This is a genomic window from Burkholderia sp. BCC1644 (assembly GCF_902833225.1).
Classification (GTDB): Bacteria; Pseudomonadota; Gammaproteobacteria; order Burkholderiales; family Burkholderiaceae; genus Burkholderia.
Window position 1 is genome coordinate 348,250 of the sequence record NZ_CADFEI010000003.1, and the last position, 16,123, is coordinate 364,372.

Genomic DNA, 16,123 nt, shown 5'->3' on the forward strand with positions numbered 1-16,123 from the left:
CAACCGCCAGCCATCCACGCACAGCTTCGAACGGACTCCTGATTTTTTGCATCGCCGGTGCTTGCTGTCAGCACCGGTCATGCATGCCTGCTCCATCCGACGAACCGTCGCGTGACGATCCGCTCATCGCGGCTCGACACGCGCACCGCCAGGGAAAACTACGTCATGCGAATCCGCACGCTTCGCCGCGCCATTTCAACCGCCGCCATCCTGTCGCTGGCCGCCGTCACCGTCACGACCGCCCGTGCAGCCGGCGAACTGAACATCTACAACTGGTCCGACTACATCGCGCCGGACACGATCCCGAACTTCCAGAAGCAGACGGGCCTGCACGTCCGCTACGACAACTACGACAGCGACGACACGCTGCAGGCCAAGCTGCTGTCGGGGAATTCCGGCTACGACATCGTCGTGCCGACGTCGAATTACATGGCCAAGCAGATCCAGGCGAACGTCTACCAGACGCTCGACAAGTCGAAGCTGCCGAACCTGTCGAACCTCGATCCGCTGCTGATGAAGATGGTCGCCGACGCCGATCCGGGCAACCAGTACGGCGTACCGTGGGCCTACGGCACCGACGGCATCGGCTACAACGTGCAGGCCGTGAAGAAGGCGCTCGGCGACAAGGCGCCGGTCGACAGCTGGGCGCTCGTGTTCGATCCGGCCAACATGGCGAAGTTGAAGAGTTGCGGCGTGTCGTTCCTCGACCAGGCCGTCGACGTGTTCGCCGCGACGCTGCAATACATGGGCAAGGATCCGAACAGCACGAACCCGGCCGACTACCGCGCCGCGTACGAGGTGCTGAAAAAGGTGCGCCCGTACATCACGCAATTCAATTCGTCGGGCTATATCAACGATCTCGCGAACAACGACCTGTGCGTGTCGTTCGGCTATTCGGGCGACGTCGGCATCGCGCACCGCCGCGCCGCCGAAGCAAAACGGCCGTACGAGATCCGCTTCGCGAATCCGAAGGAAGGCGGCCTGCTGTGGTTCGACATGATGGTGATCCCGAAGGACGCGCCGAACCGCGATGCCGCGCTGAAGTGGATCAACTACCTGCAGGACCCGAAGGTCAACGCGGGTATCACCAACGCGGTGTTCTACCCGACCGCGAACAAGGCCGCGCGCCAATACGTGAAACCTGCCATCGCACGCGACCCGTCCGTGTATCCGGCCGACGAGGTGTTGAGCAAGATGACGCTGCTCAAGCCGATGTCGCCCGAGATCCGCCGGCTGCAGAACCGGCTGTGGGCGCAGCTGAAAACGGGGCGTTGAACGGCGTGTGACCGAACCGTGCCTGCGGCGGCTCGCGCCGCAGGCACGCGCGCATCAGAACCGGTGAATGATCCCCGCGCCGAACGCGAACTGGTTGCCGGTCGACGACGGCGCCGTATTGAACCCGTCGCCCAGCGTCGCGGTCGCATCGACGATGCTGCCGGCACCGCTCGTGCCGAGCGTCTTGCCCTTCGCATGCTGGTACGCTTCGAGCAGGTACAGCCCCGTGCGCTTCGACAGCGAGTAGTACTGCGACAGGTTGAACTGGTGATACTGCGCGCTGTCGGTGATACCGTTCGACTCCGTCGCACGCGTGTACGCATAGCCCGCGCCGAAATCCCAGACCGCCGACGGCTTCCAGTGCAGCACCGCGCCGGCCGTGTTGAAGATCGCCGTATTGAAGAACTTCGACGCCGCACCGGGGATGTACTCGGTGTTGGTGTACGTGGCCGTCGCGTCCCACGCATCGCTGAACCGGTACGCGAGCCCGACCGCGAACCGTTGCTGCGCCTTCGCGGTCTGGTAGCCGTTCGTGACCGCCGAGACGCCGATCTGCGCACCGCCGTTCGATGTCGTCGAATTCGCGCCCCACGTTCCGCCGGCCGTGTTCGCGTTGTTCACGCGCTCGAACGCGACACCGACGCCGAGCGGGCCGGCCGCATACTGGATGCCGGTCGCCCACGTCGAACCGGCGTTCGTGCTGCCGGCCACGCCGCCGAGCGAGTAGGACCCGCTTAGCGTCACGCCATACCATTTCGGCGACGTGTACTCGATCGTGTTGTTCGCGCGGTAGATCGTGTCGAGCCCGTCGACGTCGCCCGGGTGTGCGCCGTAGTAACCGGTAATCCACGTGGTCGGGCTGAACGTCGACATCGTCTGGTAGTACGACGCATATTGCCGGCCCGCGGTGAGCGTGCCGTACGTCGCGTTCGTCAACCCGACCCACGCCTGGCGCCCGAACATCGCGTCGGTGTACTGCGCGGCGCCCGTGGCCGAATTGAAGCCCGATTCGAGCGTGAAGATCGCTTTCGTGCCGCCGCCGAGATCCTCGCTGCCCTTCAGCCCGAAACGGCTGCCGGCCCACACGCCCTGGTTCATCCTGACGACCGACTTCCCGCCGCTCGTCGACCCGACCGTCGTCGCGTTGCTCTGGTAACCGATGCCGTTGTCAACGATCCCGTACAACGTGACGCTGCTTTGCGCGAACGCCGGCGCGACGACCGCCATCGCGACGCCGGACGCCAGTGCCGCCCGCATTGCCTGCTTCTTCATCGAACTGTCTCCTTCCTTGCCTGTTTGAGTAAGTGAATTGTCGTGATCGTGACCTGCCGCTCGCTCAGGGGCGATACGCGCGCCAGCCGTTGCCGCCCGTGCAGACGAGTTGCGAACCCTTGGCCTGGCACTGCGCCTCGTAGCCCGGCGAATACAGCCATTCCCCGGCCCAGTGCAGGTCGACATACGGATCGGCCCTCGGCGTATCGGCCACGAAATTCGCGGCATCGTCGGTACTGCCACTGCCCGTATAGCGCGCGGTGGCCGGGTACGGAAACACCGGGCGCGTACGCGTCGTGTTGCCGTTCGCGTCGACGATCGACGCGACGATCCTGCCCGGCGCCGCACCCGTCTCGGTCCACGCCATCAGCGGCGTGAGCACGTCGAACACGTCCGGCCCTTGCCCGCCGCCGCAGTGCGCGACGCCCGGGAACAGGTAGAAGCGCGCGAAGCGGTCGACCTGTGCATCGCCCATGGTCTTCTTCATTGCTTCGTAGTACGCGATGCTGGAACGCGGCGAGATATGCTGATCCTCCAGGCCGTGCCACAACAGCAGCTTGCCGCCACGGCCCGCGAAGCGGCCGAGGTCCGGGTCGGTCGCGGCCAGGTAGTTCGACACCGGCACCGTCCTCATGAACGCGTCGAGCGTGAACTTCAGGTCGCCGATCGTTGCGGACGGATACGACGCGTTGTAGTAGTCGAGATAGCGCAGGAACGGCAGCACGAAGCTGATCGTGCCGCTCGGCGCCGTCGCGGTGGCCGGAACGAACAGGCTCCAGTTCAGCTCCGAACCCCATTCGCGCGACACGAGCGGTTCGAGCCGCACGCCGTTCGCGGCGGTCGCGCCGTCGTGAATCCTGCGCACGACGTCGGCTTCCTGAGGCGTCAGACACGTCGCGGTCGATTGTCCGGCCGCGCACACCAGCGTCGAGGGATCGAACCGGCATACGCGCGGGTTGTCGATCACGCCGTCCACCACGCCGTCGAGCCCGTCGCACGCCTTCAGCACCGCCGCATGCAGCATCGGCAGCTTGCCCGCGAGCAGGATCGCGTTGCCCGTCTTCGGGTCCGTATTGACCGCGGCCGGCCATGCGTGATGGAACGTGTTCTGCACGATCAGGTCGTTCGCCGGCGCACCGGCCGCAATGCCGTCGAAATCGTCGGGGAAACGCTGCGCCTCCATCAGCGCTTCACGACCGCCGTCCGAGCAGCCGTCGAAGTAGGCGTAGCGCGCGGGCCTTGCATAGAACTTGCCGATGATCGCCTTCGCCACCTGCGCGGTCGCGTGCTCGGCGCGATACGCGAAGTCGAGTTTCGCCTTCGGGTCGAGCGCCCATGCGCCGTCGTTGCCGCCTTCGTGGCCCATGTCGGTCGCGGCCATCGCGATCGTCCCGTTGGTCACCGGTACGCAGGTCGACGCCATCGGTGCGTTGACGGACAGGTTGCCGCACAATCCGCCGCACCCGGTCTGCAGATAGCGTTGCGTCCAGCCCTGCGTCGGCAGTTGCAGTTCGAACAGTGACGCGCCGGGGCCGATCGTGCCTTTCACGTCGCACACGGGCGCCGGCAGCGTGTTGTTGCCGACGACCGTGCCGGCGGGCAGCAGCACGGCCGACGTGATCGTGACCGTGCCGTCGGTCACGCCGCTCAGGTCGAGCGCCGCGACGGACGGGCACGACATCACGGACATCACGGCCGGCAGACTCGCGAGACCGCCCGTCGCAGTCGCGGCACGCGCGGCGCCGGGCCAGCCGGCCATCGCCGCGCACAACCACACCATGCCGATCGCCAGCATCCGGATCAGCGCATCGCGCCGGACGCCCGCTGCGCGATGCCACGCGCGCCACATCCACCCTGCCCTGCGGTTCATCTGCATGTCTGTCTCCTGTCGTTCTGATTGGGGTGCCGATCGCCGGGAACGGGCGGTGCGGCACCATTGCGAGCGTCCTGCGATACATCGGGCGAAACGGATCGAATCGCCCCCTACCTTTTACTCAGCATAACTAATCTAGTGTCCTGAACTCGTTGCGAAGACAGCCGAATCCCATCTGATTCGTTTATCGATCCCGGTACGAGTGGCGGTCATGCTGCCCGCCGGCGCTACGCCGGTTCCATCCCGCATTCACGCTTGATGCGATCGGCCCGCGGCGAAGCCAGATACGCGAGAAACGCCTCGGTGGCGGCGCGATCGTGCGCCGTACGACACACCGCTGCGGCGAACACGGTAACGGCCTGAACCGCCTCCGGCAGCTCGCCGACGACATCGATACCCTGCACATGCAGCAGCTCGCTCAACTGCTGGAAGCCGAGGTCGACCTCGCCGGAAGCGATCAACGCGCCGACCGGTACGCCCGGCGGCGCCTGGACGATACGCGGCGCAATCGCGGTAGCGATGCCCCAGTGCGCGAACAGTTGATTCAGGTGCGTGCCGCTCGGTCCCGTCGAATAGCCGATCCGGCCGGCCTGCAGGATCGCGTCGCGCACCTGCGCGTCGGTGCCGATCGCCGGGCGCGCCGCGCCCGCCTTCACCGCGACGGCAATCCGCGAGCGTGCGACTTCCACACGGCTGCGCGCATCGACATGGCCGTCGGCCGCGAGCATCGCGAGCGCATCCGCAGCGAGCACGACGAAGTCGAACGGCTCGCCGGCCTGCACGCGCCGGGCCGCGTCGACGCCGCCGACGGAGGCGACGGTCACGCGGCACCCGGTTTCTGCCTCGTACGCCGCAGCCAGTCGCGCCAGCACCGCACGGGTGGCCATCGACGACATGCCCGAAACGGCCACCTCGGCCCATGCGGTCTGTTCCATCTTCGCCACCCGCATCAGTCGATGTAGCGCAGGCCGGCCTGGCGCAGCGGCTCGCGCATGTCGTACATGTCGAGGCCCAGCACGCCCGACGCGAGCTTCGCGCGCTTCGCGGCTTCGTTCCTCTCGCGTGCGATTGCCTTGTCGAGCACGTCGGCCGCGCGCGCGGCCGGCACCGCGACCACGCCGTCGTCGTCCGCGACGATCACGTCGCCGGGCTGGACCAGCGCGCCCGCGCAGACGACCGGCACGTTCACCGAGCCGAGCGTCGCCTTGATCGTGCCTTTCGCGGAAATCGCCTTGCTCCAGACCGGGAACTGCATCGCGTCGAGCACCGCGACGTCGCGCACGCCTGCATCGATGATCAGCGCCTGTGCGCCGCGCGCCTTGAAGCTCGTCGCGAGCAGGTCGCCGAAATAGCCGTCCGTGCAATCCGCGGTGATCGCCGCGACGACCACGTCGCCCGGCCGGATCTGCTCGGCCGCGACGTGCATCATCCAGTTGTCGCCCGGATGCAGCAGCACGGTGACGGCCGTGCCGGACGCCAGCGCACGCGGATAGATCGGCCGCAGGTACGGCTTCATCAGGCCCGTGCGGCCCATCGCCTCGTGAACGGTCGCCGAGCCGAGTGCGCCGAGCCGCGCCGCAACGTCCGGATCCGCGCGGCGGATCGTGCGGTACACCACGCCAAGTTCATTCATGGTCAAAGCCCCTTCGCTTTCAGTTGCGCATCCAGGCGCGGATACACGCGCCGCGCATTGCCTTCATAGATCTTGTGCCGCGCGCTCGCGTCGAGCGCGGACGCTTCGATATAGCGCTTCGTGTCGTCGTAATAGTGGCCGGTCTCCGGATCGATCCCGCGCACCGCGCCGATCATCTCGCTCGCGAACAGGATGTTGTCGACCGGAATCACGCCGGTCAGCAGGTCGATGCCGGGCTGGTGATACACGCAGGTATCGAAGAAGACGTTGTTCAGCAGATGGTCCTTCAGCAGCGGCTTTTTCAGCTCCTGCGCGAGCCCGCGAAAACGTCCCCAGTGATACGGCACCGCGCCGCCGCCATGCGGAATCACGAAGCGCAGTGTCGGGAAATCGCGGAACAGGTCGGAGGTCAGGCACTGCATGAACGCCGTCGTATCGGCGTTCAGGTAGTGGGCGCCCGTCGTGTGGAAGCACGCGTTGCAGCTCGTGCTCACGTGGATCATCGCGGGAAGGTCGTACTCGACCATCTTCTCGTAGACCGGGTACCAGTAGCGGTCCGACAGCGGCGGGCTCGTCCAGTGGCCGCCGGACGGATCGGGGTTCAGGTTCAGCGCGACGTTGCCGTATTCCTCGACACACCGCACGAGCTCCGGGATGCAGGTCGCGACGTCGACGCCCGGGCTCTGCGGCAGCATCGCCGCCGGCACGAAGCAGTCGGGAAACAGCCGGTGCACGCGATGGCACAGCTCGTTGCAGACGGCCGCCCACGTGCTCGATACCGCGAAATCGCCGATGTGATGCGCCATGAAGCTCGCGCGCGGGCTGAAGATCGTCAGGTCGAGGCCGCGCTCGCGCATCAGCCGGAGCTGGTTCAGCTCGATCGATTCGCGCAGCTCGTCGTCGCCGATGTGCAGCTCGGAGACTTTCGGCCGCTCCGACGGGCTGTTGATCGCCGCGACCTGGCGATTGCGCCACGCTTCCAGCGCCTTCGGCGCGGTGGTGTAGTGGCCGTGAATATCGATGATCATGCATGCTCCTGCGTGTGATGACGTGTCCGGCGCGTGCCGAGCTCCGCGCCGGTTCGGCGCGGCCCGGTCAGTGCGCCGGGTTTTCCAGTTCCTGCGGTTCGGGCGCGGGTGCGCGCCGCGACGTCATGATCGCGATCGCGGCCAGCGTGGCCGGCACCGCGAGCATCGACAGAATCGCGTCGAACTTCCAGCCGAGCCCGAGCAGCGCACCGCCGATCGCCGAGCCGAAAATGCTGCCGAAGCGCCCCATCCCGAGCATCCAGCTCACGCCGGTCGCCCGCGCGACGGTCGGATAGCGTCCCGGCGCATACGCGTTCAGGCCCGTCTGCGCGCCGCTCATGCAGAACCCGGCCGCGAACACCAGCAGCGCGAGCGACGACGACAGCGCGCCGGCCCAGGCGAGCACGGCCACGCACAGCCCGCCGCCCAGGTACGCGGCGCCGATCACCGGTGCCGGCCGCACCTTGTCCATCAGCCAGCCGACCCCGATCGCGCCGATCGTGCCGCCGATCTGGAACATCGCGGTCACGTTCGCGGCCGTGCTGACCGACAGGCCCGCGTCCTTGATCAGCGTCGGCAGCCAGCCCGTCAACAGGTAGATCACGAGCAGCCCCATGAAATACGTGATCCACAGCGACACGGTGACGAACCCGTAGCCTTGCGAGAACAGCACGCCGATCGGCTTGCGCGTCGGCAGCGGCGGCTCGTTCGACACGAACGTCTCGTTGCCGCTGAACTGCCCGCCGCACACGCGGTTCAGCAAGGCGGCGATCCGCTGCGACGGCGCCCCGCGGACGGCCAGCAACCGGGCCGATTCGGGCAGCAGCCACAGCTGCAGCGGAATCAGCAGCAGCGGCAGCGTGCCGCCGAACAGCAGCACCGTGCGCCAGCCGTGCAGCGGAATCAGCCAGCCGGCGACGAAGCCGATCAGCGCCGAGCCGAGGTTGAAGCCCGTGAACATCACGGTGATCATCCGCGCGCGCATCCGCTTCGGTGCGTACTCCGACAGCAGCGTCGTCGTGTTCGGCATCGCCGCGCCGAGGCCGATGCCCGTCAGCAGCCGCAGCACCGCCATCTCGAACGGCGAGCGCGCGTGTGCGGTCACGATCGTGAACACGCCGAACAGGAACACCGACGCGATCAGCACGCGCTTGCGCCCGAACCGGTCCGCGCTCGGGCCGGCCACCAGCGCGCCGATCACGAGCCCGATCGGCGCGGCGCTCATCACGAGGCCGAACTCGGGACGCGAGATCGCCCAGTCGTGGATGATCGACGGCGCGACGAACCCCATGATCGCGACGTCCATCCCGTCGGCGATCACGACGAGGCAGCACAGCACGACCAGCAGCCACTGGTAGCGCGTCACCGGCCGGTCGTCGATGAACGACTTGATGTCGACTGTCTTTCCGCTTCCCATCATCTGTCTCCTTGGCGACGATCATTCATCTTGATTCGTCATCCTATTTATATGGATTGGTAATCCGCCCGGATCGGCGGACATGAAGGCGCGCGACGTCACGCGCACCTTCGTCGTCCGTCACGTGTTTTCCGGCTTCTCCGCGCCATCCCAGCCGAGCGGCGCCGCACTCTTGCCCGCGACGGAGTACAGCGCGCCCGGCGCATTTCGCGTGCGCTGGAAATCTTCCAGCGATTCGCCTCGCATCGCGGCGTAGATGTGCAGGTTCGATACGCCCGTCACCGCACCGAGCTTTTCCAGCAGGAAGAAGATCACGCCGTAGCGCAGCAGCCCCAGCCAGTCGCGCCGGCGGATCAAGTCGCGCTCCTGCGCGCTGAGGCCGGCCGCGTCGAAGCTCGCTTCGGGATCGCCGATGAACTGCGCGCGATGCGCGGGCTCGATCATCCGGTGCAGATAGTCGTTGATCCGATACGCGTCGACGGCCTTCGCGATCGTGAACGGGTAGGTGCCCGGCAACTGCTCGACGCCGGCCAGCTCGGCCGCGATCCGCTGGCGGTGCCGTTCGGCCGCCGCCGCGTCGATGTCGGTATCGGCCGGCTCGTAGACGGCCGTCGCGATCCCCGTCATCGACGGCAGGTAGTAGCTGCGATGACGGCACACGACGCCGGCTGGCAACGCGCCGCGCATCGTGAGCCACATCACGACCTCGGCGCCTTCGTAGCCGCCGAGCGTCGCGTATTCGGCGAGCGGCATGCCGGCCAGGCGTTCGGGATCGCGTTCGAGCAGGTCGAGAAAGCGTTCGTCCCATTCGGGGTGGTTGAAACCCGAGCGCTCGCCATGCACCTGGTGCGACAGACCGCCGGTCGCGACAATCGCGACGCGCAGATCCTCCGGGTAGCTTTCGATCGCGCGCCGCAGCGCCTGCCCGAGCCGGTAGAAGCGCCGCGCGGACGGCACCGGCAGTTGCAGCACGCCCATCTGCAGCGGCACGAGCCGGACCGGCCAGTCGGGCCGGTGCGGGCACAGCACCGACAGCGGCGAGAAGCAGCCATGGTCGAGCGGCTTGTTCTGGAAGAACGACATGTCGAACTCGTCGGCCATCAGCGACTGGCCGACATGCGCGGCGAACGCCGGATGGCCTGCGATCGGCGGCAGGTCGCGCGCGCCGCCGCCTTCGTCGGCCGGATGCCACTGCGGCCCGACACCGAGGGCGAATGCCGAGTAGTGGTCGAAGAAGAACGACGTGACGTGGTCGTTGTAGATGAACAGCAGCACGTCCGGACGCTTGTCGGCGAGCCACGCGGCCAGCGGCGCGAAGTTCTCGAAGATCGGTGCCCACACGGGATCGTCGCGCTTGTTCTTGTCGAACGCGAACCCGATCGTGGGCGTGTGGGAGGCCGCGATGCCTCCGATAATCCGTGCCATGCCAGTGCTCCTTCGTGATGCTCGAATGCGGTCCGGCCCGGCCGTCCGCGACAGAATGAATGCGTGCCCTGCCCGCTGCCTACGCGCGGGCCGATTGCCGCGGCGCGAGGCTGCGCTTGACGACCAGCGCGAGCGGAACCGCAAAGACGAAATGCGACATGAACCCGCCGATGATCACGTTCGGATCCAGATAGTTCGGGTGATTGCTCGACGCGATCGCGATCAGCACGTGCATCACGATCCACGCGACGATCGCGAAGAACAGCGCGACGAACGTCGCCTCGTAGCCGCGCCGGCGGAACCACGGCCAGATCGCCGCGAAGACGATGCCCCACGACAGCGCGAACGCGAAATGAATCGCGGTACCGATGAAGTACGACCCGATGCCGAGCGCGTCCTGCACGGCCTTGCCGAACACGAGCCCCGTCGCGTTGCGCGGGATGCCGGCAAGCGGCATCAGATGCTGCGCGCCGACCCACACGAGCGCCTCGTAGACCCAGATCAGCACCGCGCCGGTCAACCCGCCGCGCATGCCTGCCCGCACCGTGTCGGCCCACGCGACACGGCCCGGCGCCGCGTCGGCCTGCCTGCCGCCCGCCGGTTTGCCGGCGCCCAACGTGTGCTGCTGTCCCATTGCCCTGCCTCGCTCGTCAGATGGGTGTCGCGCACGGCGGGACCCCCGGGGTGATCGGACAAACAATGAATCAGATGGCGGCCCGACACGCCGGCAACTGCATCGATGCGGTTGCCGGAGTCGAAATTACGCATTCGCTGGCAGGGGCAAATAGTCGGGGTAAACCCTTGCATACGATCGAATCGGCATGACCGTCATGCATTTTCTAACGAAACCATTCCGCTGACGGATAGCCGAAAAGCCCGCCGGATATGGCGTCCACGGCTGGCCACGTTGCGCTCGGTCGGTGCGAACACCGATCCTGGCGATTCAATCCCGATAAACAAAACAGATAGGTCGATAAGCACGACGCAAGCTGCCGCGCCACCGTTCCGGTAAAGTCGGTCGACACCTGCCGCCCCGGCGCGCCGCGCGCCGGCCGGCCTCCACTGCGGCTCGTCCGCGCGTGACCGACCCATGGACCACACCGATCTCCCGAACCTCGCCTGCCTGTATGCGGTGCAGCGCGTCGCCGAAGCCGGCAGCGTGAGCCGCGCGGCCGCAACGCTGTTTCGCGCGCAGTCCGCCGTCACGCGTGCCGTGCAGGAAATCGAAACGGCGCTCGGCGAGCCGCTGTTCGAACGGAAGCCGTCCGGCATGCTCGCGACGCCGGTCGGGCGCGCGGTACTGAAGCGCGGCGAGCGCGTGTTCGCCGAACTCGGCGAGCTGGCGAACTGGTGCGCGCTGCGCCAGTCGCGCCGGCGCGCATCGGCCGACGGCGGGCTGCCCGCGTACCTGCTCAACACGCGGCGGCTGCAGCTGCTCTCGACGCTCGCACGGCACCGCCACATGCCGAGCGCGGCCCGCACGCTCGGCGTCACGCAGCCGGCCGTCAGCAGCGCGATCCGGATTCTCGAGAGCGGCGCCGGGTTCGCGCTGTTCCATCGCCATCCGCGCGGCCTGCTGCTGACGAACGACGGCGAGACGTTCCTGCTGCACGTGCGGCGTGCGCTGAACGAATTGCGACATGTCGCCGACGACGTCGCCGCGCTGCACGGCAGCATCCAGGGCGTCGTGACCGTCGGCGCGCTGCCGCTCGGCCGCACGCTGATGCTGCCCGAGGCCGTCGCCCGCGTCGTCACGCGCTTCCCCAAGGTGCGCGTGATCACCGACGAAAGCGCGTACGAAGCGCTCGTCGCCGGCGTGCGCGCGGGCGACATCGACTTCATCCTCGGCGCGCTGCGCGCCGGCGACCCGACGAGCGACCTCGAAAACGAGCGCCTGATGTCGGAGAACCTCGTCGTGCTCGCGCGGCGCGATCACCCGCTCGCCGGCGTACGCAACCTCGGCATCAGGAGCCTCGCCGGCGCGCAATGGATCCTGCCGCGCAGCCATGCGCCCGCGCGCGGCCTGTTCGACACGCTGTTCCGCCGCATGAAGCTCAAGCCGCCGATGCCGACGGTCGAATCGGCCGACCTCGCCGTGATCCGCGGCCTGCTGCTCCACACCGACATGCTCGCGGTGCTGTCCGCGCAGCAACTGCATTACGAGTGCGAATCGGGGTTGCTGGCCGTTCTCGACGTCCCGCCGATGCGCGAGACGACCCGCGACATCGGCCTGATGACGCGCACCGGCAGCCCGCCGTCGCCGGCGGCGCGCGCGCTGATCGACGCGCTCCGCATCGTGGCGACCGAAGTCGCGCGCTCGCCGCACGCCACCGTCGCGCGATAAGGAAAATGCATGGCGATCGCGCCCGGTTCGCATTGCCCACGCGGTACACACCCCCGCACAATATCCAAGACAGGCAGAGCCACACGGCGCCGCGTCGACCTGCGCTCATAAGCGACGGCGATACCGTCGTCCCGCGCACGCCCCACTCGTACGCCCAGGGAGTCAAAGCATGCACGAAGCGACGATCGCCTTCATCGGCTTCGGCGAGGCCGGCGGCCTGCTCGGCGGTGCGCTGGCCGCGCGCCGCGTACGCGTAACGATGTACGACCGGCAGCTCGACGATGCACGCACCGCGCGTGCGATGCGCGACAAGGCCGCGCGCCTGAACGTAGCGGCCGCGCCGACCGTCGCCGACGCGATCCGCGATGCGCGGTGGATCGTCTCCGCCGTCACGGCATCGTCCGACGCCGAAGTCGTCGAAGCGGTCGCGGCATGTATCAGGCCGGGCCAGACCTTCGTCGACATCAATTCGGTATCGCCCGCGATGAAGCAACAGGGCCAGCAACGGATCGAAGCCGCCGGCGGCCGCTATGTCGAAGCGGCCGTGATGGCGCCCGTGCCGCCGGAAGGGCTCGCCGTGCCGATGCTGCTCGGTGGCCCGCAGGCCGAAGCGGTCGCGCACGAACTGACGGCGCTCGGCTTCAACGCACGGGCCGTGGCGGCCCGGGTCGGCGTCGCGTCGGCGGCCAAGATGTGCCGCAGCGTGATGATCAAGGGCATCGAGGCGCTGACCGTCGAATGCCTGGCCGCCGCACGCGCGTACGGGGCCGATGCGCTCGTGCTCGCATCGTTGCGGCAGACGTTCGACCGGTTCGCGACGTCGCCCGACCTGCCCGGCTACCTGATCGGTCGCGTCGCCGAGCACGGCCGCCGACGCGCGGCGGAAATGCGCGAAGTCGCCGACACGCTGCGCGAAGGCGACATCGCACCGGACATGAGCGAAGCATGCGCACGCGTGCAGGACCGCTTCGTCGACACGATGGCCGCGCGCGGGCTCGACTATCAAGCACTGCTGCCGTTCGACTGGGCGCAGGTGCTCGACATGCTGGACGGCCGGCAACCGCTGGAGAACATCACGATGCCGTCGAAGCCGGTCGCGTGAGTTATCTCGGCGCCTGCGCGTGCTCCCCCGCGAACGCCGTCTCCACGAACCGGATCACGTCGTCGAGCGACGACGTGCACACGGCATCCGCCGCCAGCGCCTGAAACGCGCCGTCCGGCCCGAAGCAGACGAGCGGCTTGCGCCAGCGTTGCGCCAGCGCGATTTCCTGGGCCGTGCCGTGCCCGCCCGGCAACGCGACGATCAGGTCGCTGCTCAGCACGTTCACGTGGTTGCGGTTGATCGTCCGCGGATCGGCATCCGGTTCGCGGCGCGGCAGCGGCGTGAGGATCGGGATGTCGACGAACGGATGCGGATAGCCGTCGAGCGGCACGAAGCCCGCGACCGGATCGGCCTGCGTCGGCAGGATGCCGATCGATCGGCCGGCCCGCCCCGGCACGCCGGCGAACGCGCGCGCGACGGCCAGCATCACGCCCTGCCCGCCGCCCGTCAGCAGGTTGAAGCCGGCCTGGGCGAGCCATGCGCCGAGCGGGTCCGAAAACGCGAGCCACGGCTCCTTGCCCGAGCCCATCACGCCGATCGTCCTGTTCTTCTGTTGCATCGTGGTTTCCGGTGAAATCGTTGCGGTGCGCGCGGGCACCACGCTCATTCGAGTTCGACGCCCTTCAGCTCGGGGATCAGGAACAGCGTCGCGATCATGTCGAGCACGTAGAGGCCCGCGAGCAGCGCGATGGCCGTCTGGAACGAGTAGTGCGCAGCCAGCGCGCCGACCGCGACCGGGCCGAAGCCGCCGACCGCGCGACCGATATTCCACAGCACGTTCTGCGCGGTGGCGCGCGCGGCCGTCGGATAGCCTTCCGACATCAGCGTCCCGTAGCCGCCGACCATCCCGTTGACGAACATGCCCATCAGCGCACCGGCCCACAGCATCGCAGTAGGGTCCGTCAGCCGCGCATACGCGATGACCGTGACGACCGAACCGACCTGGTACAGCAGGAACGTCGGCTTGCGCCCGATGCGGTCGGCCAGTTGCCCGAACACCCACACGCCGATCATCATCCCGACGACGGTCGCCGCCGTCCACAGCCCCGACTTCGTCAGCGAAAAGCCCATCTGCTTCGACAGGAAGGTCGGCAGCCAGATCATGATCCCGTAGTAGCCGAAGTTCTGGACCGAACAGAGGATCACGATGCCGAGGCTCGTGCGCGCGGTGCGGCCGTCGGCGACGAGCATGCGGAACGCATTGGATTTCGGCTGCGTCGCGCGCTGCACGAACGCCTCCGGCTCGTGCAGCTTGTTGCGCATCGCCCAGGCGAGCAGCGCGGGCAGCACGCCGACCAGGAACATGCCGCGCCAGCCGATGTGGAGCAGCAAGAGCGGCGTCAGCAGCGCGGCCAGCAGCACGCCGGCCTGCCAGCCGAGCGCGACGTAGCACGACACGCGGGCGCGCTTGCTCGCCGGCCACGCTTCCGCCGCGAGCGCCATGCCGATCCCGAACTCGCCGCCCAGCCCGATGCCTGCGATGGTGCGGTAGGCCAGCAGATCCCAGAAGCCGCGCGCGAACGCGCACAGGCCGGTGAAGATCGCGAACAGCAGGATCGTCCAGGTCAGCACGCGCACGCGCCCGTAGCGGTCGCTCAGCGCGCCGAACACGATGCCGCCCGCGACGGCGCCGATCAGCGTCCACGTGACGAGCGCGCCGCCCTGCCCGGGTGTCAAATGCAGCGCCGCCGTGATCGCCGGCAGCATGAAGCCGAGGATCAGCAGGTCGAAGCCGTCCATCGCATAGCCGATCGCCGACCCGGCCAGCGCTTTCCACGCATACGACCCGACCTGCTCCACGCGCGGGGCCGACGGGCCGCCGAGCGTCGAAGATTTCATGTTTGCTGCCATGGTGTCCTGCCACGAATGTCCGGCGACATTTTAAGGCCTGTGCCCGCCAACGACGGACGCGGGCGCGCATCGGCGCCGCTGCCGGAACGGCAAGCGCGACATGGCGGGCAATGAACGGGGAAAACGTCGATCCGGTGTCGGCGGCGAAGCCGGCGATGTCGCGGCCATGCCGGACACCGGATGAAAGACTGCGGACGGACGGAGTGTTACCGGCGGGCCCGCCGGCGCGAACCGGACGGCGCCCTGTGGCCCTGCGGCGCGGCCTGCTTCAGCCCTGATCGTCGCCGGGCCACCAGGCCTTGGCCTCGCGGTCGACGGCGAGCGAATCGAGATCCTTGCCTTCGAGCCATTTCGGCCGAGGGCCGCGACCCGACCACGAACGGCCGGTCGTCGGATCGTAGTACTTGGCGGGCGCCTTGCGTTTTCGCTGGACGATGTAGCCGAGCGCGCTCAGCACTTCCTGCTGCGAAATGCCCAAAAGCTCGACCTGTTCCTTGAATGCCGCGAGCGCGGCCTGCTTCTCCTTCTGCTTCGCATCCGACAGCTTGATGTTCAGGTCCCGAAGTTGTGCTTCGAGTTCCTGTAGGGCCTGAGTCATGTATTCATCCTCTTTGGGCATGTTTTTGCAAAAAACTCCGATGCGCGAACCTACCACGAAGTTCCGTCGATCGGTGCTGTCAAATATGTGAATCGTTTGCCCGAGCCGGCATGATTTGCGCGATGCGCACTAAACGACGTCGTGCGTCATCGACACGCAGGACCGGGCCGGCGACGCTCGGCACGTCGCGCACGAACAGGCATGGCGAACGGCTGCGGCAAGTCAGGCGCCGCCCCTGGCACGGGCGCGGCATGGCGCGAATGATAGCAGTGCGCGACATCGTGTTGCAGAAGTCGTGCGACGGA

14 protein-coding genes are annotated in these 16,123 nt (G+C 67.7%); 3 read left to right on the forward strand and 11 right to left on the reverse strand.

Translation table 11 applies throughout. The features are described from left to right. Positions 1-165 precede the first annotated feature (165 nt). Positions 166-1,275, forward strand: a complete 1,110-nt coding sequence (locus tag HWX87_RS08045) for a polyamine ABC transporter substrate-binding protein (RefSeq protein WP_176046786.1) — start codon at positions 166-168, stop codon at positions 1,273-1,275. Positions 1,276-1,329: 54 nt separating this feature from the next. Here HWX87_RS08045 and HWX87_RS08050 read toward each other — a convergent pair whose 3' ends face one another. The 8 genes from HWX87_RS08050 to HWX87_RS08085 form a co-directional block, all read right to left on the reverse strand. Then, positions 1,330-2,547: a porin gene (locus HWX87_RS08050; protein ID WP_176046631.1), complete on the reverse strand. Its 1,218-nt coding sequence runs from the start codon at positions 2,545-2,547 to the stop codon at positions 1,330-1,332. A 64-nt stretch (positions 2,548-2,611) separates the two neighbouring features. Then, the gene (locus HWX87_RS08055) at positions 2,612-4,423 is read right to left on the reverse strand and encodes a tannase/feruloyl esterase family alpha/beta hydrolase (protein WP_176046632.1); all 1,812 of its coding nucleotides are present in this window, start codon (positions 4,421-4,423) and stop codon (positions 2,612-2,614) included. A 224-nt stretch (positions 4,424-4,647) separates the two neighbouring features. Then, on the reverse strand, positions 4,648-5,355 hold the full coding sequence (locus HWX87_RS08060) for a substrate-binding domain-containing protein (protein ID WP_176046633.1): 708 nt from the start codon (positions 5,353-5,355) through the stop codon (positions 4,648-4,650). 14 nt (positions 5,356-5,369) lie between these two features. After that, positions 5,370-6,053 carry a 4-carboxy-4-hydroxy-2-oxoadipate aldolase/oxaloacetate decarboxylase gene (locus HWX87_RS08065; protein ID WP_176046634.1) on the reverse strand — a complete coding sequence of 228 codons (684 nt, stop codon included), beginning with the start codon at positions 6,051-6,053 and terminating at the stop codon, positions 5,370-5,372. Between the two features lie 2 nt (positions 6,054-6,055). Continuing rightward, the gene (locus tag HWX87_RS08070; RefSeq protein ID WP_176046635.1) at positions 6,056-7,081 is read right to left on the reverse strand and encodes an amidohydrolase family protein; all 1,026 of its coding nucleotides are present in this window, start codon (positions 7,079-7,081) and stop codon (positions 6,056-6,058) included. A 67-nt stretch (positions 7,082-7,148) separates the two neighbouring features. Continuing rightward, entirely contained in the window at positions 7,149-8,498 is a 1,350-nt protein-coding gene (locus tag HWX87_RS08075) for an aromatic acid/H+ symport family MFS transporter (protein WP_176046787.1), read from the reverse strand. A gap of 120 nt (positions 8,499-8,618) precedes the next feature. Further along, positions 8,619-9,923 (reverse strand): gallate dioxygenase, encoded by a 1,305-nt coding sequence (locus HWX87_RS08080; protein ID WP_176046636.1) that lies wholly within the window; start codon positions 9,921-9,923, stop codon positions 8,619-8,621. 79 nt (positions 9,924-10,002) lie between these two features. Beyond that, positions 10,003-10,557: a hypothetical protein gene (locus tag HWX87_RS08085; protein WP_176046637.1), complete on the reverse strand. Its 555-nt coding sequence runs from the start codon at positions 10,555-10,557 to the stop codon at positions 10,003-10,005. Positions 10,558-11,013: 456 nt separating this feature from the next. On the opposite strand from HWX87_RS08085, the gene HWX87_RS08090 reads away from it, so the two are divergent. Together HWX87_RS08090 and HWX87_RS08095 are read left to right on the forward strand one after the other, a co-directional pair. Continuing rightward, positions 11,014-12,267: a LysR family transcriptional regulator gene (locus HWX87_RS08090; RefSeq protein ID WP_176046638.1), complete on the forward strand. Its 1,254-nt coding sequence runs from the start codon at positions 11,014-11,016 to the stop codon at positions 12,265-12,267. A 169-nt stretch (positions 12,268-12,436) separates the two neighbouring features. After that, positions 12,437-13,369 carry an NAD(P)-dependent oxidoreductase gene (locus tag HWX87_RS08095; RefSeq protein WP_176046639.1) on the forward strand — a complete coding sequence of 311 codons (933 nt, stop codon included), beginning with the start codon at positions 12,437-12,439 and terminating at the stop codon, positions 13,367-13,369. Position 13,370: 1 nt separating this feature from the next. On the opposite strand, the gene HWX87_RS08100 is transcribed toward HWX87_RS08095, so the two are convergent. The 3 genes from HWX87_RS08100 to HWX87_RS08110 form a co-directional block, all read right to left on the reverse strand. Then, the gene (locus tag HWX87_RS08100; protein WP_244137632.1) at positions 13,371-13,928 is read right to left on the reverse strand and encodes a DNA-binding protein; all 558 of its coding nucleotides are present in this window, start codon (positions 13,926-13,928) and stop codon (positions 13,371-13,373) included. Positions 13,929-13,972: 44 nt separating this feature from the next. Further along, a complete protein-coding gene (locus HWX87_RS08105) occupies positions 13,973-15,220 on the reverse strand; it encodes an MFS transporter (protein WP_176046641.1) in 1,248 nt (415 codons plus the stop codon). 268 nt (positions 15,221-15,488) lie between these two features. Beyond that, on the reverse strand, positions 15,489-15,818 hold the full coding sequence (locus tag HWX87_RS08110) for an H-NS histone family protein (protein WP_176046642.1): 330 nt from the start codon (positions 15,816-15,818) through the stop codon (positions 15,489-15,491). Between the last annotated feature and the right edge of the window lie 305 nt (positions 15,819-16,123).

Excerpts from the sequence above, each read along its gene's own strand:
- HWX87_RS08045 (WP_176046786.1), top strand. The coding sequence starts at position 166 with ATGCGAATCCGCACGCTTCGCCGCGCCATTTCAACCGCCGCCATCCTG.
- HWX87_RS08050 (WP_176046631.1), bottom strand. The coding sequence starts at position 2,547 with ATGAAGAAGCAGGCAATGCGGGCGGCACTGGCGTCCGGCGTCGCGATG.
- HWX87_RS08055 (WP_176046632.1), bottom strand. The coding sequence starts at position 4,423 with ATGCAGATGAACCGCAGGGCAGGGTGGATGTGGCGCGCGTGGCATCGC.
- HWX87_RS08060 (WP_176046633.1), bottom strand. The coding sequence starts at position 5,355 with ATGGAACAGACCGCATGGGCCGAGGTGGCCGTTTCGGGCATGTCGTCG.
- HWX87_RS08065 (WP_176046634.1), bottom strand. The coding sequence starts at position 6,053 with ATGAATGAACTTGGCGTGGTGTACCGCACGATCCGCCGCGCGGATCCG.
- HWX87_RS08070 (WP_176046635.1), bottom strand. The coding sequence starts at position 7,081 with ATGATCATCGATATTCACGGCCACTACACCACCGCGCCGAAGGCGCTG.
- HWX87_RS08075 (WP_176046787.1), bottom strand. The coding sequence starts at position 8,498 with ATGGGAAGCGGAAAGACAGTCGACATCAAGTCGTTCATCGACGACCGG.
- HWX87_RS08080 (WP_176046636.1), bottom strand. The coding sequence starts at position 9,923 with ATGGCACGGATTATCGGAGGCATCGCGGCCTCCCACACGCCCACGATC.
- HWX87_RS08085 (WP_176046637.1), bottom strand. The coding sequence starts at position 10,557 with ATGGGACAGCAGCACACGTTGGGCGCCGGCAAACCGGCGGGCGGCAGG.
- HWX87_RS08090 (WP_176046638.1), top strand. The coding sequence starts at position 11,014 with ATGGACCACACCGATCTCCCGAACCTCGCCTGCCTGTATGCGGTGCAG.
- HWX87_RS08095 (WP_176046639.1), top strand. The coding sequence starts at position 12,437 with ATGCACGAAGCGACGATCGCCTTCATCGGCTTCGGCGAGGCCGGCGGC.
- HWX87_RS08100 (WP_244137632.1), bottom strand. The coding sequence starts at position 13,928 with ATGCAACAGAAGAACAGGACGATCGGCGTGATGGGCTCGGGCAAGGAG.
- HWX87_RS08105 (WP_176046641.1), bottom strand. The coding sequence starts at position 15,220 with ATGGCAGCAAACATGAAATCTTCGACGCTCGGCGGCCCGTCGGCCCCG.
- HWX87_RS08110 (WP_176046642.1), bottom strand. The coding sequence starts at position 15,818 with ATGACTCAGGCCCTACAGGAACTCGAAGCACAACTTCGGGACCTGAAC.